The organism is Azospirillum oryzae (assembly GCF_900177515.1).
Taxonomy (GTDB): Bacteria; Pseudomonadota; Alphaproteobacteria; order Azospirillales; family Azospirillaceae; genus Azospirillum; species Azospirillum oryzae_A.
Window position 1 is genome coordinate 268,666 of the sequence record NZ_FXAK01000009.1, and the last position, 24,451, is coordinate 293,116.

The 24,451-nt window shown below is 67.2% G+C and carries 24 protein-coding genes and 3 pseudogenes; 17 read left to right on the forward strand and 10 right to left on the reverse strand.

The window, feature by feature from the left end; genetic code table 11:
• Positions 1-7 precede the first annotated feature (7 nt).
• From B9N97_RS29640 to B9N97_RS29655, 4 genes are all read left to right on the forward strand, one after another.
• Complete coding sequence (locus tag B9N97_RS29640) at positions 8-232, forward strand: AbrB/MazE/SpoVT family DNA-binding domain-containing protein (protein WP_085091418.1); 225 nt, start codon at positions 8-10, stop codon at positions 230-232.
• A gap of 6 nt (positions 233-238) precedes the next feature.
• Positions 239-667, forward strand: a complete 429-nt coding sequence (locus B9N97_RS29645) for a type II toxin-antitoxin system death-on-curing family toxin (protein WP_085091419.1) — start codon at positions 239-241, stop codon at positions 665-667.
• A 153-nt stretch (positions 668-820) separates the two neighbouring features.
• Positions 821-1,057, forward strand: coding sequence for an AbrB/MazE/SpoVT family DNA-binding domain-containing protein (locus tag B9N97_RS29650; protein ID WP_085091420.1), 237 nt, complete (start codon positions 821-823; stop codon positions 1,055-1,057).
• Between the two features lie 6 nt (positions 1,058-1,063).
• Complete coding sequence (locus B9N97_RS29655; RefSeq protein ID WP_085091421.1) at positions 1,064-1,471, forward strand: type II toxin-antitoxin system VapC family toxin; 408 nt, start codon at positions 1,064-1,066, stop codon at positions 1,469-1,471.
• Here the strand turns inward: B9N97_RS29655 and B9N97_RS29660 are convergent.
• From B9N97_RS29660 to B9N97_RS29690, 7 genes are all read right to left on the reverse strand, one after another.
• Positions 1,449-4,070: a putative bifunctional diguanylate cyclase/phosphodiesterase gene (locus tag B9N97_RS29660; RefSeq protein WP_085091422.1), complete on the reverse strand. Its 2,622-nt coding sequence runs from the start codon at positions 4,068-4,070 to the stop codon at positions 1,449-1,451. The genes B9N97_RS29655 and B9N97_RS29660 overlap by 23 nt on opposite strands.
• Before the next feature lie 34 nt (positions 4,071-4,104).
• The gene (locus B9N97_RS29665) at positions 4,105-5,823 is read right to left on the reverse strand and encodes a methyl-accepting chemotaxis protein (RefSeq protein ID WP_244561006.1); all 1,719 of its coding nucleotides are present in this window, start codon (positions 5,821-5,823) and stop codon (positions 4,105-4,107) included.
• Positions 5,820-6,344 carry a DoxX family protein gene (locus B9N97_RS29670; RefSeq protein ID WP_085091423.1) on the reverse strand — a complete coding sequence of 175 codons (525 nt, stop codon included), beginning with the start codon at positions 6,342-6,344 and terminating at the stop codon, positions 5,820-5,822. The genes B9N97_RS29665 and B9N97_RS29670 overlap by 4 nt, the downstream gene beginning before the upstream one ends.
• A complete protein-coding gene (locus B9N97_RS29675; protein ID WP_085091424.1) occupies positions 6,341-7,168 on the reverse strand; it encodes an HvfC/BufC family peptide modification chaperone in 828 nt (275 codons plus the stop codon). The genes B9N97_RS29670 and B9N97_RS29675 overlap by 4 nt, the downstream gene beginning before the upstream one ends.
• Positions 7,158-8,051, reverse strand: a complete 894-nt coding sequence (gene bufB, locus B9N97_RS29680) for an MNIO family bufferin maturase (protein WP_085091425.1) — start codon at positions 8,049-8,051, stop codon at positions 7,158-7,160. Before bufB ends, B9N97_RS29675 begins: the two co-directional genes overlap by 11 nt.
• A gap of 4 nt (positions 8,052-8,055) precedes the next feature.
• Positions 8,056-8,358: a BufA1 family periplasmic bufferin-type metallophore gene (locus B9N97_RS29685; protein ID WP_085091426.1), complete on the reverse strand. Its 303-nt coding sequence runs from the start codon at positions 8,356-8,358 to the stop codon at positions 8,056-8,058.
• 71 nt (positions 8,359-8,429) lie between these two features.
• Entirely contained in the window at positions 8,430-9,095 is a 666-nt protein-coding gene (locus B9N97_RS29690; RefSeq protein WP_244561007.1) for a peroxiredoxin-like family protein, read from the reverse strand.
• A 138-nt stretch (positions 9,096-9,233) separates the two neighbouring features.
• On the opposite strand from B9N97_RS29690, the gene B9N97_RS29695 reads away from it, so the two are divergent.
• The 4 genes and pseudogenes from B9N97_RS29695 to B9N97_RS29705 all read left to right on the forward strand — a co-directional run bounded on the left by B9N97_RS29695 (position 9,234) and on the right by B9N97_RS29705 (position 12,529).
• Positions 9,234-10,169, forward strand: coding sequence for a LysR family transcriptional regulator (locus B9N97_RS29695; protein ID WP_085091428.1), 936 nt, complete (start codon positions 9,234-9,236; stop codon positions 10,167-10,169).
• 69 nt (positions 10,170-10,238) lie between these two features.
• Positions 10,239-10,505, forward strand: a pseudogene (locus B9N97_RS35305) (transposase); the annotation flags it as partial.
• A 46-nt stretch (positions 10,506-10,551) separates the two neighbouring features.
• Entirely contained in the window at positions 10,552-10,749 is a 198-nt protein-coding gene (locus B9N97_RS35790; protein WP_167393402.1) for a hypothetical protein, read from the forward strand.
• 766 nt (positions 10,750-11,515) lie between these two features.
• Positions 11,516-12,529 (forward strand): NAD(P)-dependent oxidoreductase, encoded by a 1,014-nt coding sequence (locus B9N97_RS29705; protein WP_085091430.1) that lies wholly within the window; start codon positions 11,516-11,518, stop codon positions 12,527-12,529.
• Here B9N97_RS29705 and B9N97_RS36000 read toward each other — a convergent pair.
• Positions 12,524-12,862, reverse strand: coding sequence for a hypothetical protein (locus B9N97_RS36000; RefSeq protein WP_143266924.1), 339 nt, complete (start codon positions 12,860-12,862; stop codon positions 12,524-12,526). The two genes, B9N97_RS29705 and B9N97_RS36000, sit on opposite strands and share 6 nt — an antisense overlap.
• 127 nt (positions 12,863-12,989) lie before the next feature.
• On the opposite strand from B9N97_RS36000, the pseudogene B9N97_RS35315 reads away from it, so the two are divergent.
• Together B9N97_RS35315 and B9N97_RS36560 are read left to right on the forward strand one after the other, a co-directional pair.
• A pseudogene (locus B9N97_RS35315) lies at positions 12,990-13,133 on the forward strand (IS6 family transposase); the annotation flags it as partial.
• Positions 13,134-13,264: 131 nt separating this feature from the next.
• Positions 13,265-14,308, forward strand: a complete 1,044-nt coding sequence (locus B9N97_RS36560; RefSeq protein WP_244561031.1) for an IS701 family transposase — start codon at positions 13,265-13,267, stop codon at positions 14,306-14,308.
• Between the two features lie 477 nt (positions 14,309-14,785).
• Here B9N97_RS36560 and B9N97_RS36565 read toward each other — a convergent pair.
• A pseudogene (locus B9N97_RS36565) lies at positions 14,786-16,036 on the reverse strand (recombinase family protein); the annotation flags it as partial.
• A 275-nt stretch (positions 16,037-16,311) separates the two neighbouring features.
• Between B9N97_RS36565 and B9N97_RS29720 the strand changes: the two are divergent.
• From B9N97_RS29720 to B9N97_RS29750, 7 genes are all read left to right on the forward strand, one after another.
• On the forward strand, positions 16,312-16,536 hold the full coding sequence (locus B9N97_RS29720) for a hypothetical protein (RefSeq protein WP_208621304.1): 225 nt from the start codon (positions 16,312-16,314) through the stop codon (positions 16,534-16,536).
• A gap of 233 nt (positions 16,537-16,769) precedes the next feature.
• Positions 16,770-18,911 carry a glycosyltransferase gene (locus tag B9N97_RS29725; protein ID WP_085091431.1) on the forward strand — a complete coding sequence of 714 codons (2,142 nt, stop codon included), beginning with the start codon at positions 16,770-16,772 and terminating at the stop codon, positions 18,909-18,911.
• A 36-nt stretch (positions 18,912-18,947) separates the two neighbouring features.
• On the forward strand, positions 18,948-20,243 hold the full coding sequence (locus tag B9N97_RS29730) for a glycosyltransferase family 4 protein (RefSeq protein WP_085091432.1): 1,296 nt from the start codon (positions 18,948-18,950) through the stop codon (positions 20,241-20,243).
• On the forward strand, positions 20,243-21,016 hold the full coding sequence (locus tag B9N97_RS29735) for a methyltransferase, TIGR04325 family (RefSeq protein ID WP_167393420.1): 774 nt from the start codon (positions 20,243-20,245) through the stop codon (positions 21,014-21,016). Before B9N97_RS29730 ends, B9N97_RS29735 begins: the two co-directional genes overlap by 1 nt.
• A complete protein-coding gene (locus B9N97_RS29740; RefSeq protein ID WP_085091434.1) occupies positions 21,013-21,444 on the forward strand; it encodes a cupin domain-containing protein in 432 nt (143 codons plus the stop codon). The genes B9N97_RS29735 and B9N97_RS29740 overlap by 4 nt, the downstream gene beginning before the upstream one ends.
• A gap of 35 nt (positions 21,445-21,479) precedes the next feature.
• Positions 21,480-22,583 carry a DegT/DnrJ/EryC1/StrS family aminotransferase gene (locus B9N97_RS29745; protein ID WP_085091435.1) on the forward strand — a complete coding sequence of 368 codons (1,104 nt, stop codon included), beginning with the start codon at positions 21,480-21,482 and terminating at the stop codon, positions 22,581-22,583.
• Positions 22,580-23,362 carry a class I SAM-dependent DNA methyltransferase gene (locus tag B9N97_RS29750; RefSeq protein WP_085091436.1) on the forward strand — a complete coding sequence of 261 codons (783 nt, stop codon included), beginning with the start codon at positions 22,580-22,582 and terminating at the stop codon, positions 23,360-23,362. The genes B9N97_RS29745 and B9N97_RS29750 overlap by 4 nt, the downstream gene beginning before the upstream one ends.
• 6 nt (positions 23,363-23,368) lie before the next feature.
• On the opposite strand, the gene B9N97_RS29755 is transcribed toward B9N97_RS29750, so the two are convergent.
• Positions 23,369-24,190, reverse strand: coding sequence for a sulfotransferase domain-containing protein (locus tag B9N97_RS29755; RefSeq protein ID WP_085091437.1), 822 nt, complete (start codon positions 24,188-24,190; stop codon positions 23,369-23,371).
• Positions 24,191-24,451 lie beyond the last annotated feature (261 nt).

The window sequence follows — 24,451 nt, forward strand, 5'->3', positions numbered from 1 at the left end:
GGCATTCATGCACACCACAAAGCTAACCAGGATCGGAAACTCCACGGGTCTCACGCTGCCGCGCGAGGTGCTGACGGCGGCTGGCCTTGACCGTGGCGATGAGGTGGCCGTCGAAGTACGCGACGGGCGAATCGAAATTTCCAAGGCTGACGATACGTACAACCATGCCATGGATGTTGGCCGACGCTTTGCCGCGCGCTACCGCCGCACCATGGGCATTCTGTCCAAGTAATCTCCCATGGACGAACCCACCATCCAGGGCCGTCCTTACGTCAATCCGCCGCTCCAGGCGGTGCTCGACCTCCATGGCGAGCTTCTGGTTGAGCATGGCGGAGCACCCGGAATCCGCGACCTGGGAGCGCTGGAGGCATCGCTGGCACGGCCGTTCCAGCTCATGGCCTATGGTGACGGGCGGCTGACCATCTTCGACCTCGCCGCCGCGGTCTGCGCCAGCGTCTGCCGCAATCATCCCTTCGTGGACGGCAACAAGCGTGCGGCTTTCATCGCTCTCGGCCTTGTACTCGGTCTCAATGGGTTTGAACTGGATGCCTCGGAACGTGAGGCTGCCGACATCATTCTTGCGCTTGCCGCCGGTACGATGACCGAGGATTCGTTCCGCGACTGGGTGGCCGACCATGCCTACGACATCGGAACTCCGGATTTTTAAGCCACCGCCAATCCGAGGCGGCGGTAGGCAACGGCGTCTCGGCCCCTTCGGCGACTTCCGGGATGTATTGGAAGCCCAGCCCGCTTCTCTTGCGGAACCCTCTGGACCGCGCTAAGTAATACCTAGCACCACGTTGGTATTACCGAGGCAGCCATGGCCACGACGCTCACCACCAAGGGGCAAGTCACCATTCCCAAGCCCATCCGCGATCGTCTGGGCATCGGGCCCGGCAGTGCCGTGGAATTCGAGGTTGCGGAGGATGGGCGCGTCATTCTGAGACCGGCAGACCGGAAGCTTCCGGCAAGGAGCCGGTTCGAGCGCCTGCGGGGCCGCGCCACCGCGGGCCTGAGCACCGACCAGATCATGGCGTTGACGCGGGGCGAGGACTGACCGCCGATGACCCTGGTCGACACCAATGTCCTGCTCGATCTGGTGACGAACGATCCGGTGTGGGCGGATTGGTCCATCCGGCAATTGGACAGTGCCGCCAGCAAGGGACCGTTGATCATCAACGACGTGATCTATGCCGAACTCTCGGTGGGCTTTGACCGGATCGAAGACCTCGACGAACTGCTGAACGAGGCCGGAATCGCCATGGACGAGCTCCCGCGTGAAGCCCTGTTCCTGGCCGGCAAGGCGTTTCGCCGCTATCGGACCGCGGGCGGCGCCCGTTCGGGCGTGCTGCCGGATTTCTTCATCGGCGCCCATGCCGCCGTGCTCGGGCTGCCGCTGCTGACCCGCGATGCCAAACGCTACCGTTCGTATTTCCCGTCCGTCGTTCTTATGGCACCGGAAGCGCAGTAGAGCCGGCGGCCGACAGCAGCGCCTCGGCATCGGCAACGGACAGCGGCCGGGCGAACAGGTAGCCCTGGGCGTAATCGCAGCCGACCCGGGTGACGACCTCCCGCTCCGTCTCGGTCTCGATCCCTTCGGCGACGACCTCCAGCCCGATGCGGTGGGCCAGTTCGACGATGCCGCGCAGCAGCGATTCCTGCCTGGGGTCGGTGCCGAGCGCGCTGATGAAGCTCTTGTCGATCTTCAGCACGTCGAAGGGCAAGCGGCTGAGCTGCGACAGCGAGGAATAGCCGGTGCCGAAATCGTCCATGCACAGTGCCACCCCCAGCGCATGAAAGCGCTCCAGGATGGCGCGGGCCTGATCGTGGTCGGTAACGATCATGCTCTCCGTCACCTCGATCTTCAGCCCTTCGCTGCGGCCATCGGCCAGGAAGGCCAGCATGTCGTCGACATGGCGCTCGTCCAGCATCTGGCGTGCCGACAGGTTGACGTTGACGGTCAGGCCGGGCCCTCCCGACGTCCGGCGCCAGCGGGCGAGCTGATCCACCGCCCGTTCCAGCACATGGCGGCCGAGCGGCAGGATCTGGCCCGTCTCCTCGGCAATGGGGATGAACTGCGCCGGGCTGACGAAGCCGAGGTCGGGGTGGCGCCAGCGCACCAGGGCTTCGAAGCCGGCAAGCCGTCCGTCGGGCAGCGACAGGATGGGCTGGTAGACCAGGAAGATGTCGCCGGCCTCCAGCGCCGGGGTCAGATCGCGTTCCAGGCGGCTGCGGATCAGGATCGCCTCGCGCAGGGAGGCGTCGAATAGCACGGTGCGCCCCTTGCCGTGCTCCTTGGCACGGTAGAGCGCGATGTCGGCGTCACGCAGCAGGCTGTCCGGATCGTCGCTGGTGCCGTCATCGACCGCCAGACCGATGCTGAGCCCGACCCGCAAGTCCATGCCGCCGGCAGAAAGCGGTCCCTGGAAGGAGGTTTCCAGCGCCTGGGCGCGGGCAATCGCCGCCTCGCGGCCGGCGGGGACCGTCACGACGAATTCGTCGCCGCCCAGCCGGGCAACGAACTCCCCCGGCTCCAGCAGGGCGGCGATCCGCTCCGCCGTCGCCACCAGCACGCGGTCGCCGACGGCATGGCCGAGGCTGTCGTTGACCAGCTTGAAGCCGTCGAGATCGAGGAACAGCAGCGCCAGATCGCTCCGCTCGCCGTCCTTGGCCGCCTGCCGGTCGCGCAGCCAGCGGACCAGATACGCACGATTGGGCAGGCCGGTCAGGAAATCGTGGGTGGCCTGATGGACCAGCCGCGCCTCGTAGGATTTGCGGTCGCTGATGTCTGCGGCGGAACCGGCCAGCCGCACCACCCGCCCGTCCGGCCCCGCGGCGACGATGCCGTGCAGATGGAGCCAGCCGGTGCCGTGTTGCAGCACCCCGCCCTCCTCCCCGGCACTTGGCGGCAGGACGCGGAACTCCACATCGAAGCTGGCGCCGTCCGCCCCCTGTTCGCCCTGGCGGATCGCTGAAAGCACGGCGTGCCGGTCTTCGGAATGGACGTGAGCCAGCAAAGCGGCAAGGCCGGGTTCGCCGCCGGCGGCCGGGAGATGAAGCATCTGACGCAGCCGGGGCGACAGGAACAGCTCGCCGCTGTCCAGATCCCAGTCCCACAGGCCGTCGTTGGTGGCGGCGGCGGCCATGGCATAGCGGCGCTCGCTCTCGCCCAGCCGGCGGCTCTTCTCCTCGATGGCTGCAAACAGGCCGCGCAAGGCGACCCGGCTGTCCTCCAGGCTGCTGCCGAGCAGGCCGAGTTCGTCGCGGCGGAAACCGCCATTCGCCCTACCCCAGCCCTGGAACGGCCGGTCGAGGTCGCGGCGGGCCAGCCGGCGGGCATCCTCCACCAGACGGCCGAGCGGACCGACGATGCGGCTGCGGGTGAACCACACCGCTGCACCCGCCAGCCCCAGAACTAGCACGGCGATGACGCCGCCGCCGACCGCCATCAGCCGCTGGAGGGCTTCGATGTCGTCCAGCGTTGCGGCGGTCAGACGGGCGCGCTGCGCGCTCAGATGGCTGTTCAGCACCGCCAGCCCCTTCACCGCGTCGCGGCGACAGGCGTCGAAGGCCTCCGCAGGGATGGCCGCCGCCGGGTCCTCCATCTGCACCTGGATGGCGTCGAGGAAGGCGGCTATGGCGGCGATGGCCCGCGCCTCGCTCTCGCTGGGGGTGACGATATCGCGGTAGATCTCCAGATTGGCCCGCGACAGGGCGAGGGCGCGGTCAAGTGCCGCATGGTCGGCGGCGCCGTTCCCCGCCCCCTCGCGGTAACGGTCGATGACGCCGCCGAGGCCGAGATGCCCGCGCAGTTCCGACAGCGCGTCGGATTTGGTGGCGGCCTGCAGGTCGTAGTCGCGCCAGCCCTCTGCCACCGCGCCCATGCCCTGCATCAATTGCAGCCCCACTGCCAGCATCACGGCCAGACAGACGACCAGTGCCGCCGCCAGAAGCAGCGCCGAGCGCGCGATGGTCAGGGTCCGGCGGCCCGAGCCGGTGACTGAACCGGCGGCGGCTTGGGATAACGTGCCGGCAGTGGTCCCGGTGTCCTCGCTGACGATGTCGCTCACGCCGCCCTTCCCTCTTCCCCCAACCCGCTGGAAATCACGCGCGCAACGCTTTCGAGAAGCTCTGCGCCGCCCCTTCCAGCCGCTTGGTCTCGCTGCCGAGCGATTGTGCGGCGGAGAACATGCTTTCCGCAACCGCGCCGGCCTGTTCAGCAGCCTGTGCAACCTCGGCAATCGCTGCGCTGACCGCGCCGGCCGTGCCGGCGGTATCCTGAATGTTGCGGGCGATCTCGCGCGTCGCCTCGTCCTGCTGGGTGACGGCGTCGGCGATCTCCTGCGCCATGCGGCACACCTGCTCCAGGCTGCCGCCGATTCCCTGGATTGCGCCGACCGCGCCGTCGGTGGCGCTGCGGATGGTCGCGATCTGCTGGGTGATGTCCTCCGTCGCCCGCGCGGTCTGGTTGGCAAGGTTCTTGACCTCCTGCGCCACCACGGCGAAGCCCTTGCCCGCCTCCCCGGCGCGGGCGGCCTCGATGGTGGCGTTCAGCGCCAGCAGGTTGGTCTGGCTGGCGATGGCGTTGATCAACCCGACCACCTCGCCGATGCGCTGCACCGCCTCTGCCAGGCTGGCGACGGTGGCGGAGGAGCGGTCGGCCTGTTCGACCGCGGCCGTGGTCATGGCGACGGAACCGCGCACCCGCTGGCCGATCTCGGCAATGGAGGCCGACAGCTCCTCGGTGGCGGCGGCGACCGCCTGGACGGTCCCGGCTGTGCGGGCGGCGGCGGCCGAGACCTCCTGCGTGCCGCCGATGGTCCGGCTGGAGGAGTGCGCCAGTTCCTGCCCAGTGCGGTGCAGCGTGCCGGCCCGGCCGGCAAGGGCGGCAGCGAGTGCGCCGATCTCCGCCTCGAAGGAGCGGAGGTTGCGTTCCAGCTCCTCCTGGCGCTTGCGCGCCTGTTCGGCTTCGGCGCGTTCACGGTCGCCCGCAGCCCGCAGCCGGACCAGCCCGTCGCGGAACACGCCGACCGTGCCGGCCATGGCGCCGATCTCGTCGCGGCGGCCGACCGATGGCACCGCGCTTTCCAGGTCACCGCCGGCCAGCCGCTCCATGTAGGCGGCCAGCCGGGCCAGGGGATGGACGATGCGGCGATGGGTGAACCACAGGAACAGCCCGGCGATGGCGACCAGCAGCACCAGCGCCACGCCGCCGCCGGTCAGCACCGTGCCGTTCAGCGTGGCGATGCCCTGGCGGTTGGCTTCGCCGAGAGCGGCACGCGCCCGCGTCAACTCGCCGTTCAGCGTCCGCATGGCGGCCACCGCCGGCGCGGTGTCGAATGCGGCGGTGCGGGCCAGCCGGTCGAGCGGTGTGTGCGCCGCCACCGCGGCCTCCGCCTCCGTCAGCTTGGTCTCCATCTGCGCCAGCGCCGCGGCGACGGTGTCGAGCGCCACGCCCTCGGCCGTGCTCAGTTCACCGGCATAGCGATAGACTTCCAGATTGGCGATGGCGGATTTCAGGCTCTGCCGCATCTCGGCGGCGCGGGCCGGATCGCCGGTCAGCAGATAGTCGCCGAACCGGTGGATCACCCCGCCGAACCCCAGCGCCCCGCGCAGGTCGGACAGGGCGTCGGCCTTGGCCGCGGCCCCCAGGTCGTAGGCGTTCCAGCGCTCGTCCACCTGCCGGATGCCCTGCACGGTGACGATGCTGACCGCCAGGACCAGCAGCAGCACGGCGACCAGCCCGGACGAAAGCAGCCAGCCGAGTTGGGCGATCCGCCGATGGCCGCGGGAATCGGGAGTGGCGGGATGCGTGGTGGTCATGGGCGGTCTCCATTCCGACGGCGGCTGAGGCAAAGGAGCCAGTGGTCGAGCGACAGCCGTCCACCGCCACGCAGAATCAAGCCGGTGAGCAGCAGCATCCAGAAGTAATGCTGCGGGTTGCTGAAGGCCGGGTTCTCGGCACCCAGCACGAACTGGATCACCAGCGCCATCGCCAGCAAAGGCACCGCCGCCAGCCGCGTCGCCAGCCCCAGCACCAGCAGGACCGGCATGGTCAGTTCGGTGGCGGCGGCCAGCAGCGCGGCGACGTCCGCCGGCAGCAACGGCACGCGGTATTCCTCCTGGAACAGGAAGAGCGTCGCTTGCCAGTCGCCGATCTTTTGCAGGCCGGAGCGGAAAAAGATCGGCGCCATCGTCAACCGAACCGCAAGGTCGAGCAGCGGTACGGCATGGCGGTCCAGCCATCCGGCGAGGTGGTCGCGAATCTCCGGCAGTCGGCCGAACCGGGCGGGGGGCTGTCCGAACCTTGCGGACGATGACCGCGGCAACGGCGATGACGTCATGGGTCGATCCCTTCAGGTCGGATGACGGCAGGTCGGGTGACGGAAGGCGGCCGGTCCAGCGCGAAGCCGGCAATCAGGCGGTTTTGCAGCAGTAGCGCCAGCAGGGATTGCAGGTCGGCGCCGGCAGCGGTCTCATCTCCTGCCGCCTCGTCCAGGGTGGCGCCGGCCAGCAGCCGGCACGCCAATGCCCCGTCGGCTGCCGTCAGCCGGGCGCAGCGCACTTCGCCTCCGCCGCTGCAGCCGTCTTCGTCCACGGGACTGCGGCCGACCAGCACCGCTTCCTGCACCGGCAGCGGGACGGTGCCACCGTCCTTCCACAGCGCATGGATGGTCCAGCCCGACCGCACCAGCTGCAGCGACGGGTGCGGAACCAGCCGCAGGGATCCCGCCTGTTCCGGCGGGATTGCGGCGAGCCGGGCGAGGTCGAGCGGTTCGGCATCGGCGGCGAACAGCGCCTCGTGCATCGCCCAGTCGAGCCGGGCGAGATCAGGCACCCAGGGCGGTAGGCCCTCAGTCAAACTGCAGTCGTCCAGCCAGTCGGCGAAGCCGGCGCCATAGCTCCACAGCATCGGCAGGCGGGGCGGCGCCTCCGCCGCGAACCGGCAGGCGAGCGTGGTGAAGCACTCCTCGCCCAGGGCGCGGCACAGGGTGGGATAGGCATGGCCAAGGACGGCGGCCAGCGATCCCATCACCGTGTTGCGGTAGACCGCCAGCCGCCCGGCCGGCAAATCCGGCCTCAGCGCCGCAGCCACCGCCGGATCGCCGCGCAGCAGGAAGGCGGCGAAGTCACGCTGGAGTCCCGCCAGTTTCACGTCAGCCGGCACAATGGACCTCCGGCATTCTCAGTTTTTGCATCGTCGCATCGAGCAGCCGTTGCGCCCTGCCCGCTTCTTCCAGCAGGCCGTCGAGCGGCGGCAGGTCGTTGTCCCATTCGATCAGCACCGGCCGCGGGCCGATGCGCTCCAGCACGTCGGCGTAAAGCGCCATCACGGTGGCGCCGACGGCGCTGCCATGGTCGTCGACCAGCAGTTCCTCGCCGCCGATGGTCATGCGGGCGTGACCGGCCAGATGCAGTTCGCCGACCGCGTCCGCCGGGATGGCGTCGAGCCACGCCGAGCGGTCGAAGCCGAGATTGACCGACGAGACGTAGAGATTGTTGATGTCCAGCAGCAGGCCGCAGCCGGTGCGGGCGGCCAACTCCGCCAGGAATTCGGCTTCGGGAATGGTGCTGTCGGCGAAGGCGATGCAGGCCGCCGGGTTCTCGACCAGGATGCGCCGGCCGAAAACGTCCTGGGCATGGTCGATGTTGCGGCAGACCCGCTTCAGGCTGTCCTCGGTATAGGGCAGCGGCAGCAGATCGTTGAGATAGGTCGCGTCCGTGACGCTCCAGGACAGATGTTCGGAGATCAGACCCGGTTCCAGCCGGTCGTAGAGCGCGCGCAGCCGCATCAGGTGGTCGGGATCGGGCCCGCCGGCGCTGCCCAGCGACAGGCCGACGCCATGGCAGCTGACCGGCCGGTCGCGTCGGACCCGCAGGATGCCGGCCAGACGCGGCCCGCCTGGAACAAGGTAATTCTCCGGATGGATCTCGACCCAGGGGATCGGGGAGCCGGCCGCGACGAACGCCTCCCGGTGCGGCTCGCGCAGGCCGATGCCGGCGGCGACCGGCACCGGCCGGGGGAGCGTGGAGGACGCTGCCACGGCCATGGCTTCAGCCCTTCTTCTTCGGGTTGGCGCCATCGAACGGCTTCAGCGATCCCATTTCCGTCTCGCAGGTGCCGGACTTGACCAGCTTCCAGTCGCCGCCGTCATAGGTCAGGTTGGTGTTGCCGGCGCAGGAATGCAGGCCCTTGGCGTGGGCGCAGCCATTCTCGCCAGGCTTGGCGATGCCATAGCATTTTTCCATGTTGGACTGCGCGGCGGCCGGGCCGGCCATCAGGGTCAGGGCGCCCGCCAGCGCGCCGGCGATGGGGAGCAGGGCCAAAGTCTTGGTGGCGGTCTTGGTCGCGGTCATGGACGGATTCCTCTCTGCATGGATGGACCGGCCGCGGGGGATGGCCGGTTGCGTGGAATGGCCGGCGTCGATCAGGACACCGGCACGCGGTCGTGCAGCAAGTCGACGAGCGCCTGCGGCTCCGGGCGTTGGGTGAAGTCGGCGTCGATGGCGGCAAAGCGGACGACGCCGCTGGGCGACAGCAGGTAGGTCGCCGGGATCGGCAACTGCCAGGGCTCCCCGGGCGGGCGGCCCTGGCGGGCGTTGAGGTCGAGCCCGCGGTCGCGGTAGAGGTCGCGCAGTTCGTCCGGCACACGGAAGACGAGGCCATAGCTGCGCGCCACCACCGCACCGCGGTCGGACAGGATGTCGAAGTCGAGCGCGTTGCGCTCCGCCAACGTCAGGCTGTGGTCGGGCAGTTCGGGCGATACCGCGACCAGCCGGGCGCCACCGGCGATCAACTGCGGCAGCGCCATCTGCATGGCCCTGAGCTGGGCGCAACAATAGGGACACCATTCGCCGCGGTAGAACAGCAGGACGACCGGTCCCCGCTCCAGCGTTTCGTACAAGGATACGGTCCGGCCAAGCTGGTTGGGCAAGGCGAAGTCTGGAGCCTGGAGTCCGGGGCGCAACGCCCCCAGTTCGACCCCGCGCGCCTTCAGGTCGGCGATCACCCGGTCCATCATCGCCATCACCCCCGGCGGCAGGGTCTTTCCGGCCTGCGCCCGGATGGTGCGGAGTTGGCGTTGAAGACGCATCGGGCAATTCCCTGTCGGCGTGTCCGTTGACCCAATCCTGTCAAAAGCCGGACTTGCGAAACATAGGGGGACACGCACAATATCTTTGCGCAGAACGCAAGAATGCGCCCGGGCCGATCGGGATATGGAGGGGACGGCATGGACCGGCTGGACGATCTGACGGTGCTGGTGGAGGTGGTGGACTGCGGCAGCCTGTCGGCGGCAGCGGAACGCCTCGGTCTGTCCGCGTCGGCGATCAGCCGGCGGATCGCCCAGATGGAGAACCGGCTGGGCACCCGTCTGCTGGCGCGCACGACGCGGCGGATCGCGCTGACCGACGCCGGCGCCACCTTCTGCCTGCGGGCCCGCGCCATCCTGGCGGCGCTGGACGAGGCCGAACAGTCGCTGACCGAGATGGGCGAGGAGCCGCGCGGCACGTTGCGCGTCACCATGCCGGTGATGTTCGGCCAGATGCGGGTGGCGCCGCTGCTGCCCTCTTACCTGCGCCGTTACCCCGGCGTGTCGCTGGAGGCCAGCCTGAGCGACCGGGTGCAGCGCCTGATCGACGACGGGTTCGATCTGGCGATCCGCGCCGGGCGGCTGGCCGATTCCACCCTGATCGCCCGCCGCCTGCGGCCGCTGCGCCGCCATGTGGTGGCCAGTCCGGACTATCTGGAGCGCCGGGGCGTGCCGCAGTCGCCGTCCGACCTCTCCCGCCACGATTGCCTGACGCTGCTCTCGGGCTCCGGCCGGACGGAGTGGGAGTTCCTGGTCGGCGACCGGCGCGAAATCCTGCGCCCGGCCGGCAACTTCCAGACCGACAGCCTATGGCTGCTGCGCCATGCCGCGGTCGGTGGGTTGGGGCTGGCGCGTCTGGCCGACTTCATCGTCGAGGACGACATCCGCGCCGGCCGCCTGATCCCGGTCCTGACGGACCTGGAGGTGACGGACGAGGCCATCCATGCCGTCTATCCGGCGACCCGTCATGTCTCGCCGAAGGTGCGCAGCTTCATCGAACATCTGCTGGCCGGGCTGAACGAATCGGGCGCCACGGCCCCGTCCGGCTCTTCGACACCCGCGGTCACGGGGCGATGATGCCGACCCGTTGAACTGAACCGCGCCGGGTTTCCTGCAGGCCCCATCTTCTGAGAGAGTGGGGTCATCATGACGAAACCTGCGTCACCCGAATACGCCCCTGAAGTGCGCGAGCGTGCGGTCCGGATGGTGTTCGAGCACGAAGGTGAGCATGCGTCGCAGTGGTCGGCGATCCGCTCGATCACGGCGAAGATCGGCTGCAATCCCGAGACGCTGCGGAACTGGGTCCGGCAGGCCGAGCGTGACGAGGGCAAACGACCCGGTCCGACAACAGACGAGCAGGAGCGGATCAAGGCGCTGGAGCGTGAGGTGCGGGAACTGCGCCAGGCGAACGAGCGTGACTCAAGCCAAATGGCCTCCGGCAAAACCGGAGCGGTTCATCATGTCGGTGTCGAACTTCCAGTCGGGCACCGACAAGGTGCAGCTGACCGGTACGGCCTGGACGGGTGCGGACAAGAACGGCGACGCGGCTCTGGCCTCGGCGACCAACGGGGTGAGCATGACCAACGAACTGGTCAGCCTGTCCTCGCCTGTCACCTCCATCATGACCTGCCTCTTCATCGAGCCCTCAGCTCGCTGACATCCGAGCGCGCCCTACCACCGCCTCCCGGGTTTGTGACGCCTTCGTTTGCCACTGTGGCCGGAGCAACAGGGCATTGTTTGTGTATTCATCTCGACTTTGCGCATTGTGGGTTATAATTCCTATTATGCGCCGATCCAGAAGGTGGCCTCGTCGGCGATAAAGGCGAGAGCCTCGTTGTGCCACCGGACACTCGGGGATAAGCCACCAGGACAGGTATCGATAGCCGGTGCAGTTGTGGTAGATTAATTCTTTTGATCAGGAGCCGAGCTATCCGTTTCTATAGGTCAGCAGATGCTTTGGGTTCTCCAGCCAATCATGGCCCGAAGGTGAGACGCGAGGTCGCCGGTACTAGATTAAATGAATTGGCTTAGAAGCTGGATTTTTCGGGATTGTCATCTTCTCGTCCCGATTGCAAGGGTTAGCAGGGCAGAAAAGCCAGTCGCCGGAAACGGCGGCAGGCAAATCGAGCTTGTCCCGCGGGACAATCAAGGCGGTGTCGACAAAATATGGCTCGTTGAAAGTTCTTTTTCGGAACGGTGGTGGATCACATTGAGGTTGCCGCTGATAAGTGGCTCTGCGACGTAGCGAAATAGGTTTCATGGACGACGGGGTGATCGGCCGTGAGGTCCACTGGATTTCTGTGTTCGTACACACTAAGCGAAGATATGCAATTTAGCCAGATCTGGTCGCAGTCTACGGCTACAACGTACGCTCGGTCTTGAATGGTAGGATCCGCCATCTAGGATTGTCCTAGGTAACTCATTTGGAGGTCAAAATCTTGATTGTTGCTTTAGTGGGATCGTCCTCCTTTGATCGATTCTTCAATCCAGCCCATGACGAGTTGCAACGGCGCGGCCATAGTGTGGCGCGGTTCTTAACGCGAAACGATCTGCTTGCCGCAGTTGACGCGCTGCAGTGTTTGGAAATCCTTGGGGCGTCCTCAAGCTTTACAGCCGACCGGGAGTTGTTTGCCAAGATGCCGCGTTTGCGCGCATTGGTTTCCCCGTTCACAGGAGTCGAAGGGTTCGATGTTTCGGCCGCGACAGCAAACGGCATACTCGTGGCGAATGGCCAAATTACGGAAAACTCCGTCAGCATGGCCGAGGCCGCAGTTCTCTTCACGCTGGCTTCGCTCTATGACCTTCATGGCACTGAGCGCTACCTTCGCGAAAACCTGCCGCGTCCCTCGCAGGTCCGTGCGCGGATGCTCATGGGAAGGAAAGTTGGCCTGATAGGCTTTGGCAAAATTGGACAGGCTATCGCGGAACGGCTGTCTGCATGGGGTGTGAGGCTCGTCGCCTCGGTGCGCACGACGCGACCGATGCCCGCATATGTCGCCGCGCAGAGCCTCGATGAGGTGCTCGCGACAAGCGATGTCGTTATCATGGCGGCTTCGCTCAATCCTGAATCACGAGGAATGCTGGATCTTGACGCGTTGCGCCGGATGAAACCGGACGTGGTGTTTGTCAACATCACGCGGGGCGGCATCGTCCCCGACGATACGCTCGCCGCGCTCGCCGCAGAGCGACCTGCTATGCGCATCGCCCTCGATGTGTTCGACCCAGAGCCGCTGAAAGAGAATAGTCCGCTGCGCGACCTTCCAAACGCCATCCTTACCCCACACATGGTAGGACATACGGTAGAGTCTCAGATGCGCCTGCCGGAGGCATTCTGCGAGAACCTTCTAGCGGTGGCAGAGTGGCGGGTGCCTGAATACGTTGTCAATCCGTCTGTGATCGAAACGTGGCTGAGAAAACAGGACAGCGCACAGCTATAGTTGCGACGTAAGCGGTGTGAGCGCACCCTTCACCGATTCCCCGGGATCACCGCATGGATCTGTTGCGGCGGGCCTTGAAGTGTTCGCGAAGGTCGAGGATTGCCTTGGCCAGGGCTGGTAGTCGGCCTCGATGATAGGCGTTGTGCCGATCAGAAGAGGGTGCAAGGCCTGGAACGTGGTGTGTTCAGGCTTGTCCGGGTTGGTCATGCTCTTCCAGGCGCGCGGTGCCAGCCAGGTTGCCATGAGGAAGCCTAAGGACCAGAAGATCGGGTCCAAGCCTCCGGCATGGTGGGGCGGCAGTTGCGGCTGGTAGCGATAGGGAAATTGCGCCATCGTTTCCGACAGGTGGTCCCGGACCAGGAGCTTGAACCGATCCTCGAGGCGGACATTATTCCGTGGGCACCGTCAAGTTGGCGGCGGCGGGATTGCCGGGGGCGGTCGGGCTGGGTACGGTAGGGGCATGACGACGCGTTCCTATCCCAGTTTTTCCGGCTACCGCTACCCCGCCGAGGTCATCATGACCGCAGTGTGGCTGTACCATCGCTACCCTCTGAGCCTTCGGATGGTCGAGGAGATGCTGGCGGCGCGCGGCATCACGGTGAGCTAGAGGAGAGCGCGATAGGTGTTTTCGACTTTGCGCATTTGGGGACACTTGTCCTGTCCTGCGCGGGCGTCGCAATACCGTCGGCGAAAGGTTGTTGGCTGGTCAACGTCCGACGATACCGCAGGTGCCCCATGCCACGCCCAGCCGTCTCTCTTCCCCAAACCTTCGTAGCTTGGCTGTGGCCCTATCTGGATGCATTTTCGGGGCGCACCCGCTCTACGGTGGCGGCGCTCGCGGTCGGTGCGGTGCTGGCGGTTGGTCCCCGCACCGTGGCCAACCTGCTCCGCGCCCTCGGCTTGGCGGACGATCCCGGCTTCGCCGCTTTTCACCGCGTACTCAACCGGAATCGCTGGTCGGGGCTGAAGCTCGCACGCACCCTGCTGAACGCCCTGGTCAACGCCTTCGTCCCGGACGGCCCGATCGTCATCGGTGTCGACCATACTCTTGAACGGCGCAGGGGAGCCCGTGTTCGCCCAGCAAGCCATTGCTTCGACTCCGTCCGGTCCTCGACGGAGCAGACGGTCACCAGCCGCGGATTGCGCTGGATGACCGCCATGCTGCTGGTCGAGGTTCCGTTCGCCGGCCGTATCTGGGGGCTGCCGGTGCTGAGCGCGCTGGTGCCGAGCCGCGCCTGGTGCGAGGCACAGGGCCGGCACTATCGGCCGACCACCGTCTGGGCACGGGGCATCCTGCTGCGTCTCCACCGCTGGCTGCCGGATCGCCTGCTGGTCGCCGTCATGGATGGCGAATTCGCCGCACTGACCCTGCTCGACGCCGTCAGCCCGCACATGGTCGCGATCACTCGGCTGCGCCTGGATGCCCGCCTGTTCGATCCGCCACCAGACCCGCCCTTGACCTTGCGGCAGATAATGAAAGGCGCCCGCCAACCCAGCTTGCGGGCCCGTCTGACCGACAAGGTTGCCGTCTGGCACCGGGCGGCTCAACCAAGCCGAACCCGGTGGCGCCCCGGCGGCTGGATCGACTATGCCTCCGGAACGGCGCTGTGGCACCACCAGGGCAAGCCGATCGTGCCCATCCTCTGGGTGATGGTGCGCTATCCCGATGGCCGGCGCGATCCGGAAGCTTTTCTGTGCACCGACCTGTCGGTGTCGCCACGCACCGTCCTGGAATGGTTTAACCGCCGCTGGGCAATGGAAATAGTCTTTACGCAATAAGCAAAAGCGGACGTGCTCGCTGTCGGGGCTGGTGGGCAGCACATAGCGGATTTCGATGTCGGCATCGGTGACGACGACGCGGTCGATCAGCAGCATCACCAGCTGCCGGCGCTGTTCGAAAGTGGCCCCTGCAAGCCCATGCTGCACGCGCATGCGGAACGCCTCCAGTGAAGTCGCCACGCCGGCAAGGTGTTGCTGGCGCTCCGCGTCGTTGCGCAGCAGTTCCTCCTGGCCGGCCAGGGCGTGCATGCGCTGCTCGAGGTCGCGCCGCCGCCGCTCATACTCATCGAGTGGGATGACCGCCCGCAGATAGGCGTCGGTAAGCCGCTCGACTTGCTGGCCGAGATGCCCTTGGGCTCGGCGCAGCGTCTCGCGACGGGCCAGCAGTTCCTGGGGCAGCCACGCCCCGCCGTGGGCACGCGCGACGGCCGCGGCGAGAGGCTCCGGCTCCCCCATCAGGGCGCACAGATCGGTCCAAACCAATTCGTCGAGTTGGCCTGCGGGGATATGGCGTGCCGGGCAGCCTGTGGCCCGGTGGGAATAGACGCTGTGTGCTTTGCCGTTGCAGAGGTAGTAGAAGTTCCGTCCGTTGGCCGCACGCGCGGTGCAGGCAAGACCGCAATGCCCGCAGCTCACCAGCGCGCGCAGAAGGTACTGATGAACGGTGTTGTTGCGCCGCGAGAAGGCGCGGTTGGTCGCCAACTTCGCCTGTACTTCGTCGAAGTGCGTTTGGCTCACCACGGCGGGCACCTGCCCGACCAGAAGCCACGTGTCGGCCGGTTGCGGCACCGCCGTGCCGTGCGGCCGGCCCAGCGGATGCGTGGCCGAGCGGCGGTGCGTGGGCGAGCGATAATGGGTGCGTTGCGCATAGACCTGCCCCGTGTAAGTCGGGTTGCGCAGGATTCCCCGGATCGTCGGGCATGACCAACGTGGCTTGCCCGAGGGAGTGGGCACGCCGCGCGCATTGAGATGCAAGGCGAGCTGCATCAGCGAGGTGCCCGGTTCGCGGTACATGGCGAACAGCTCGGCCACAACGGCGACCTCGGCCGGATCTGTTGTGACGCCATGCGGGTCACGCGGTCGATCCGGATCCATGCGATAGCCGTAGGGTGCATACGTCCAGGGCAGCAGCAGGCCGGCGCGCAGCTTGGCCAGCCGGCCGCGCCGCATACGCTCGGCAATCAGCGTCCGCTCGTATTCGGCCACCGCTCCCCGGATTTGCAGCAGCAAATGGTCATGCGGGTCGTCGCTCATCGGCCGGTCCAGGAACTCAGCGGCGCAGCCAAGACGCGCCCATTCCTCCAACAGCACCATCTGGTGCACGTAATTGCGCGCCAGCCGGTCCGGCGCGGTGACGAGCACACGGTCACACTCGCGGCTCTTCACGGCATCGCGCAGACGATCGAGCCCTGGACGCGCCAATGTGGCCCCGCTGTAGCCATCGTCGCGGAACACATGGGCTGGGTCGAGAACCCAGCCCTCAGCCGTGTTCGCGTGCACATGCGCCCTCAGACGCTCGAGTTGCTGCTCAATGGTCTGGTGGTCGACTTGGTGGCTGGTCGACACACGGCCGTAGATCGCTACCCGCATGACACACCTCCGGCAGGATTGGGGACGCCGGCGCCGACGTCGGCGCGGTCGTAGTCGTCGCCCACTGCAGGAGGAGCCGGTAGGCCCGGTCCCAGCGCTGCTGCCCGCTGGGCAGCGACACACCGGTGCGCCGGACATTCCAAGGACGCTGCCTTTGCCGCTGCATCCGTCCCTCCCTGGTGAGTGACCTCACCGAAGAGTTGGGACACGCCGGCTTCCCGTAGCCTACCCCGTGCGCGCGGCCAGCTCAGCTGAAGCCGCTCCGTGCGCGTCAGGCAAAACTTGTCATTTGTGATTAGACCATTGAGACGACGTATGAGGAGAGCCGTGCTCATCTCGGCATCGAGACCCAGCGACAGTGGGCAGACCCGGCGGTATTCCGCACCGCCCCACTGCTGTTCGGGCTTTACTCGTTGATCACGCTGTACGTCCATCAGAATGCCGGCCGCCTCGCTCTGTCGCCCCGGCGCGCCATCTGGTATCCGAAACCAGCGCCGACTTTCGCCGATGCCTTGGCCCGTCTGCGCCAGCACCTGTGGTTCGAACAGGCCGCCATGTCGCCCGCTGAAGGCGACATGCTCAGATCGCCGCCATCGTTCCTTCGACGGCTCGTTGACGTCGCCTGCTACGCGCCGTAATCCCCGTCACCCCGCACCATTGCTGAACTTGTGAACCGCCTCCTAACCGAGACGGCAGTCCTGAAATGCGCAAAGTCGAATTCATCTTTTGTTAACAGGCCAGCACCGAGCATGTTTGTACGCCCACAGTTGCCCCGGCTGCCTATCTGGCCCAACAGTTGAGAGCGCGCCCGGTTCATGCAATCGATGCATCCAGCCACAATTCCGGCTGCGGACAGCGCAAGGGTCGCGCGGTGACCGGCAGGCACCTCAACGGCGGGCTGCGCGTCGCGCTGTTCGAACCTTTCGCCACAGACGCCGAGTGGGCCGAACGCGAACTGTCCTTGCGCATGCTGTCTGCCTTGGGCGCCAAGGGCTGGGAAGCCGCCATCGTCCACCGCACGGCGGAGATCGAGGCCTTCGACCCCGATCTGGTCGTGTCGCTGCATCCGCAGGTTACCCCGAAGCTGACCGGGCACCTGACCATGGCGTGCGACTGGAACCCGCCACAGCTTCACGCCTCACACCGGTTCTTCGCCCAGAACGAGCGGTCCTATGACGGCTGGCTCACCGCCAACGAGGGGATGCGGCGGCGGATGGCCGACCTGTTCTGGCCGACCGCGCGCCCGCTGCTGACCGCGCCCATGTATCCCAGTTCTCCCGCACTGGCGCTAGAGCCGAGGCTGGGTCCGAACAGCCGGCTGTTCTACATCGGCTCCAACTGGGACGGCAGGCGCTTCCCGCTGATGCTGAGCATATTGGCGCAAGCGGGCGTGCTGGCGCTGCACGGCCGCCGCGACCGCTGGGAGTATCTGGCCGATGCCTTCACTGGCGAATTGCCGTTCGACGGGCATTCGGTGATCGGGCGCGCCAACACCTGCGGGATGGGGCTGTGCCTGCATCTGCAGCCGCATGTCGAAACCGGCATCCCGAACATGCGCATCTTCGAACTGTCGGCGGCCGGAGCGCTGACCATCGCCGGCCACCATCCCTTCATCATGGACGCGTTCGGCGACAGCGTCCTCTATGTCAACACGACCGCCGGCGAATTGGAAACCGCCGAGCAGATCCTCGCCCATGTCGCCTGGGCACGGGCCAACCCGGCGCGCGGACGGGCGATGGCGCGCGATGCGCAGGCGATCTTCCTGGAGAAATTCAGCCTCGAGGTGCTGTTCGACCCCCTCCCCGACCTCATCGCGGAGGCGCGGCCGAGGCTTGGCCTGACGCCCGCCCCTAACTGCGCGCCGCAGACTCCCGTCGATCTGGTGCTGCCGGTGTATGAGGGCGGGTGGGACGACGCCCTGCAGCGGCTGGAGGCGGTGGCCGGGCAGACGGCCGGCCCCGTCGGCGTGGTGCTCGTCCTGCCGGACGGCATGCGGGAGACCGTGCCGGACAGGCTGGTCCGCCAGCTTGCCTCCCTGCGCGTCCTGCGCATGGAAGCGGCAGGGCCGTCTGGCTCCCGCCTGTGGGCCGGGCTGCGGGCCGCGGAGGCCGGGTGGGTCGGCATCCTGCCGCCCGGGGCGCGACCCTTTCCCAACCACGTCGCAACGCTGCTGGCCGCGGCGCAGGACCTTGGCGTGGACGCCGTTTATGGCGGGGCGCTCCAGCCGATGCTGCCGGAGGAGATGGTAGAGTTGTACCAGGCGGAACTGCGGCCGACCGCCATCGGCTTCGACGCGATCGACGCCGCCAGCCCGGCATCCACCGCGGCCACCCTGCATCCGGCAAGCCTGCTGGTGCGGCGGGAGCGACTGGCCGCCATCCTGCGCCGCGACCCGGAGCTGGGCGGCGCGGCGGCCGCCTTCCTGGCCCATCGGGTCGCCGCGCAGGCACCCCTGGGATGCAGCGGCCTGCTCACCATGCGCGCCGCCGACCGGGCGGATACCGGGCTGGCCGAAGAGCATGAGCGGCTTTCCCGCCTGACCGCCCTCATTCCCGCTCCGTCCGCCACCGCCGCACCGTCACCGCCTCCGGAGCAGGTGACCTGCTACTTCGACTTCGATCCGCAATTCGCCGCGCGGCTGCCTCGCCTGTCCCGGGATTCGGATTTCGCGGCCCTTCCCGGTGACCGGCCCATCTATCTCTACGGCGCGTCGCGCGGCGGGCGCATCCTGCAGATGGCGCTCGGCAAATGGGAAAACCTGACGCTGGCCGGCTTTCTGGACGGGATGCGCAAGGGAAGGGCATGGGACCTGACCGTGACGACACCGGAGGCCGTCGCCGACGCGCTCCGCGATGCCACCGTCATCATCTCCAGCCAATATGTCACGGAGATCGCCAAGCGCCTGCTGCGGGTCGGCATCGCCGATCCCTACAACGCCTACCCGTTCATCGTGCGGCACATCCGGTCGGAGGCGTCGCGAAGGCTGCGGGACGCCCCGGCGCAGTCGGCCTGAAGGATCGGACCGCAGAGACCAGGGAGGAGTCCGAGCATGCGTGTCGGTGTCTACCGAGGATTTCCCGCCTCAGCCGGGGGCGGCTTCCAGTACGAGGCGTCGCTGCTCGACGCCCTGTCGGACCTGACCCCGCATGTCCCCTACGATCTGGTCTGCGTCAATCCCGCTGTCGAAAGCCTGCGCGGGATCCTGCAGTCCCGGCGTCTCCACTATGGCCGGATGCCGATCCTGCCGCTGGGCGACTTGGACATCCAGCAGGGGCCGCCCGAATCCTACCTGTCCACCGATGGCGAGGGCGGGCAACCGCCGCCGCCGGACGACATCGTGCTGAACACCGCCATGGGACAGGCCCTGCGCGAGGAGGAGATCGACCTTCTGCTCACCCTCCACCCGTCGCTGGTCGGGCCGGAGGTGCTGGTCCCCTTCATCGTGCCGATCCACGACCTGCAGCACCGCCTCCAGCCGGAGTTTCCCGAGGTCAGCGCCGACGGGATCGCCGCCCTGCGGGAGCACGCCTACCGGACGATCTGCCGCTACGCCACCCTGGTCCTGGTCGATTCGGAGGCGGGCCGGCAGGACGTGCTCCGCTTCTACGGCGACCTGATCGACGGCGACCGCATCCGGGTGCTGCCCTTCTTTCCGCCGGTCCGCCGCTCCCGCCCGCCGACGGAGAGGGACCTTGCCAGGGTACGGACGCGGTACGGTCTGCCGAAGCGCTATTATTTCTATCCGGCGCAGTTCTGGATGCATAAGAACCACCGCCTTATCGTGGAGGCGCTCGCCCGTCTTGCGGATGATGGCGACGAAGCCGTCAGGGTGGTGTTCGCCGGAAGCTACACGGAGAAATGGCGGGCGCGGAATTTCATCGAGGTGATGGCCCTGGCGGACAGGCTGGGGGTGCGCGACCGCGTCCATTATCTGGGCTTTGTGCCCGACCGCGACATGGCGGCGCTCTACACCCTGTCGGCCGGGCTGGTCATGCCGACCTTCTTCGGTCCGACCAACATGCCGCCGCTGGAGGCCTGGAGCTTCGGCCGGCCGGTCATCGTCAGCGATCTGCCCAGCATCCGCGACCAACTCGGCGACGGCGCCCTCTACATCGATCCGCGCGATGCGGCCAGTCTGGCCGACGCCATGGGCAGGCTGTGGCATGACGACGCCTTGGCCGCCAGTCTGGCCGGCAACGGCGCCCGCCGCCTCGACAGCTACCGGCACGAGGATTTCCTGGCGCTCCTGCGGGGGATCCTGGACGAGGCGGTGGACCGCGTCCGCACCGGCCGCACCCCCGCCTACGCGATCGCATGGCCGCAAGAGGCTGGGGGAGTGTACTGATGGGCCTGTTCAGCGGCATTTACGACGACCATGCCGCCGCCCGGCCGGGAATTCAGACCTACGACGACCCGCGGGTGGTGGCGAGGCTGGTGGAGGCGCGGTCTGCCTTCCGTTGGGACGGGGTGCTCACCCCCCTGTTCCAGCAGCTTGCCGCGGCACTTCTCGCCGCTGCGATGCGCGGGGGAGGCTTCGACGGCCGGCTGAGCGTCTGCGACTTCGGTGGCGGGCTGGGAAACGGGCATGCCGTGCTGTCCGCCATTCTGGGCGAGGCCGTCCGGCTGGACTGGGACGTGGTGGAAACTCCGGCCCTGGCGCAGGCCGGCAATGCACGGTTCGCCGGCGACGGCTTGCGCTTCCATGACAGGCTCGACGCCCTGGAGGGCCGGGAGCACGACCTGATCCTGATTTCGGGCGTGCTGCAATATCTGCCCGATCCGGAAGCGGCCTTCGCCCGGCTGGCGCGCCGGCCGCACCGCCATATGGTGATGAACCGCTTTCCCGTCCGGCAGGCGGCGGAGCCGGTGACGGCCGACCTCTGCACGGTGCAGGATCTGGGGCTGATCCAGGTCGGGGTGTCGGTGCCGCACTGGTGCTTTTCCGAAGAGCGTTGGCTTCGCATCATCAGCGCCACGCACAGCACCGTCATGCGCTGGGCCGACGGTTTTGACGGGCGGCACGGGTTGGACGACGGCAGCGAGGTGTCGTTCATTGGAATGCTGCTATCCCGCCGCTCCTCCCCCATCTCCGCCCCCGCCCCGATGTCGCCGCCATGATCGAGACCATCGACCATGACGGCCGCACCCTGGCGATCATCATCCGCGCCGAATTCCGCGAACCGGGCATCACCTTCTTCACGCCGCCCAGCTTCTCGCAGCAGCTGGCCTTCATGCGCCACCCCGCGGGAAAAACGATCGCGGCGCACCTGCACAACCCGGTGCATCGGCAGGTCGATTACACCCAGGAGGTCCTGCTGATCCGGCGCGGGCTTCTGCGGGTCGATTTCTACGACGGCGGCCGGACCTATCTGCACAGCCGGCTTCTGCGGGCCGGCGACGTCATTCTTCTCGCGTCGGGCGGACACGGTTTCCAGGTGATCGAGGAGGTCGAGATGGTCGAGGTCAAGCAAGGCCCCTTCGCCGGGGGCGCCGACAAGAGCTGCTTCGAGGGAGCCTGTCCCGAGCGCATCGTGATGGTACAGTGAGCGCCGCCGGCCGGCAGGGAAAGGACAGGTCTCCCATGATCGTTGTGAGCGAGCCGTTGCTGGACGGCAGGGAACTGGACTACGTCCGCGAAGCCGTCGAGACCGGCTGGATCTCCTCGGAAGGGCGATTCATTGCGGAGTTCGAGCGCCGCTGGGCGGAGTATTGCGGCACGTCGCATGGCGTGGCCGTGTCCAGCGGTACCGCCGCCCTCCAGCTCGCCATGCGTGCGCTCGACCTTGAGCCCGGGTCGGAGGTCATCCTGCCGAGTTGCACGATCATCTCCTGCGCGGTGGCGATCCTCGAGGCCGGCTGCGTGCCTGTCCTGGTCGACAGCGACCCGGAAACCTGGTGCCTCGACCCCGATCAGGTCGCGGCGAAGATCACGCCGCGCACGCGCGCCATCATGCCGGTGCATCTGTTCGGCCACCCCTGCGACATGGCTCCCCTGTGGGAGCTGGCGGAGCGGCACGGCCTGCACATCGTCGAGGACGCCGCCGAGGCGCACGGCGCCGAATACCGCGGACGCCGCTGCGGCGGGCTTGGGACGCTCGGCTGCTTCAGCTTCTACGCCAACAAGATCGTCACCACCGGCGAAGGCGGCATGGTCATCACCGGCGATCCCGCCCTCGCCGACCGACTGCGCTCGCTGCGGAACCTGTGTTTCCGCCGTGACCGGCGCTTCCTTCACACCGAGCTGGGCGTCAATGCCCGGCTGACCAATCTGCAGGCTGCCGTCGGTCTGGCCCAGGTCGAGCGCATCGAGGACCATCTCGCCCGCAAGCGCCGCATCGCCGCGCAGTATGGCGCGCGAATGGCCGGACTGCCGCTTGCCTTGCCGGCCGAGCGCCCCTGGGCGCACAGCGTGTACTGGATGTACGGGATCGTGCTGGACGACGAGGTGCCGTTCGACGCGGCCGAATGCGCGGCCCGCCTGCGCGCCCTCGGGGTGGACAGCCGCCCCTTCTTCCTCGGCATGCATGAGCAGCCGGCCCTGCTGGAGCGCGGCCTATTCCGCGGGGAGCGCTATCCGGTGGCGGAAAGGCTTGCGCGACGGGCGCTCTATCTGCCGTCCGGCCTCGCCCTGTCCGATGCCGAGCAGGAGCTGGTCGCCGATGCGGTGAAGAGGGTGCTGACATGAGCGGGATTTTCGGAACCGGCTACGCGGCGGTCTATGACGCGCTGTACGGCGAAAAGGATTACGCGGGCGAAAGCGGCCTGATTGCGCACCTGTTCGCCCTGCACGCGGACGGCCCCGTCGCGAGCGTCCTGGACCTCGGCTGCGGCACCGGCGGGCATGCCCTGCCGCTGGCGGCGCGGGGGCTGCGCGTGACGGGGGTGGACCGCTCCCCGGCCATGCTCGCCCGCGCCCGTGAAAAGTCGGCGAGGCTGGCCGAAACCGCAATCGTCGCGCCCGAGTTCATCGAGGCCGATGTCCGGACACTCCGCCTCGGCCGGATCTATGACGCTGCGATCATGATGTTCGCCGTGCTGGGCTATCAGCATGACGATGACGCGCTGTTGGCCACCCTGGCCTCGGTCCGGCGGCATCTGCCGCCGTCCGGCCTTTTCCTCTTCGACGTCTGGTACGGCCCCGCCGTCCTCGCCCAGCGGCCGGGCGACCGGGTTCGATCGATTTCCCAGGCGGACGAGCGGATTCTCAGGACCGCGCGGTCGGCTCTCGACATCCGCGCCCAGATTTGCCGGGTCGATTTCCATGTGCTCAGGATCACCGGGGACCGGGTCGTTGGCGAGGACCGGGAGACGCATGCCATGCGCTTCTTCTTCGACCGGGAACTCGGCCTTGCGTTTGGCGCCAGCGGTTTCCGGCTGGAGGCGCTCCGCGCCTTTCCGGACATCGGCCGCGAGCCGGACGAGACGACATGGACCGTGATCGGCGTCGCGCGCGCCCTGCCGTGACGCCGATCAGCCCGCCCCCGCACCGCTGCCGCCAGAGAAATAGACAGACATCTCGGCACCGAAAGTCCGGTCTGCCAATGCCCGCTCCTCGTCGGTCAGCAGGGTGGCATAGCAGCCGCGATGACCTTTGTTGATGAAGCGGCGACCGCCTTCATAGCTGCGCGCGAGTTCCGGCCGGTAAAAGACGCCGTTACGCCGGTTGCGGACCTCGTCCGCTTCCAGTGCCGCCATCGCCGCCATGCTGCTGCGTGCGATGGCCACCGCCTGCCGTTCCACCGGAACCGGCAGGTCGAGGAAGCGCAGGATGGCGGCCAGTTCGCGGCCGGGCTGGTCGACCAGATCGGTGTAGGTGACGAGATGCACCGGGATCTCGCGCTGGTCCAGCCAGGAGCGGACATGCCGCAGCCAGGGTCCGGCGACCTCGAACCCCGCCCCGCCGCTCGCCAGCCAGTCATGGACGAAGCGACGGAACGCAGGACCATCGGCCGGGCCGCCTTCGTCGTCGTCTGGAGTCTCGGCGGGGTTCAGGAACCGGCGGTAATCCCACGCCGACATCATGACGTCGACCGGGTGACGGATCAGATACACCGCCCTGGCCGTCCGCCCGACACCGGGTCGGTCCGGTCCGAACGGGAAATGCGACTTGACGATCCGCGGTCCACCCGGCACGGCGAACCGCAGCGCCGGCCATGCGTGGATGTCGATCACGTATTGCTTTTCGAGATCGCCGATCCCGGCCTCGTCGCCGAACAGGCAATGGAACATCAGGAATCCGAGATAGGTGACCCCCGACTTCGGGAAGGCCGAAAGACTGATCAGGTCCCGCATGGATCGACATCTCCCAGCATGACATCCCAACCTACCCTGACGGCAGCAGAATGGAAAACGCTGCACACACAACAACCTCTGGATTTGTAGAGTTTGCGCCCGGATTTTGTGATGAATTTCATATTCGCAATCTCAAGTTTTTAAATATTCAATGCAAAATGAGCCGCCGGTTGTGTCTTTTTGAATTTGATTATACCGGCTGAATTGCTCTAATGTATTATAATTGTTATATTGACCAGCATTTGGTGTCAAACGTTACGG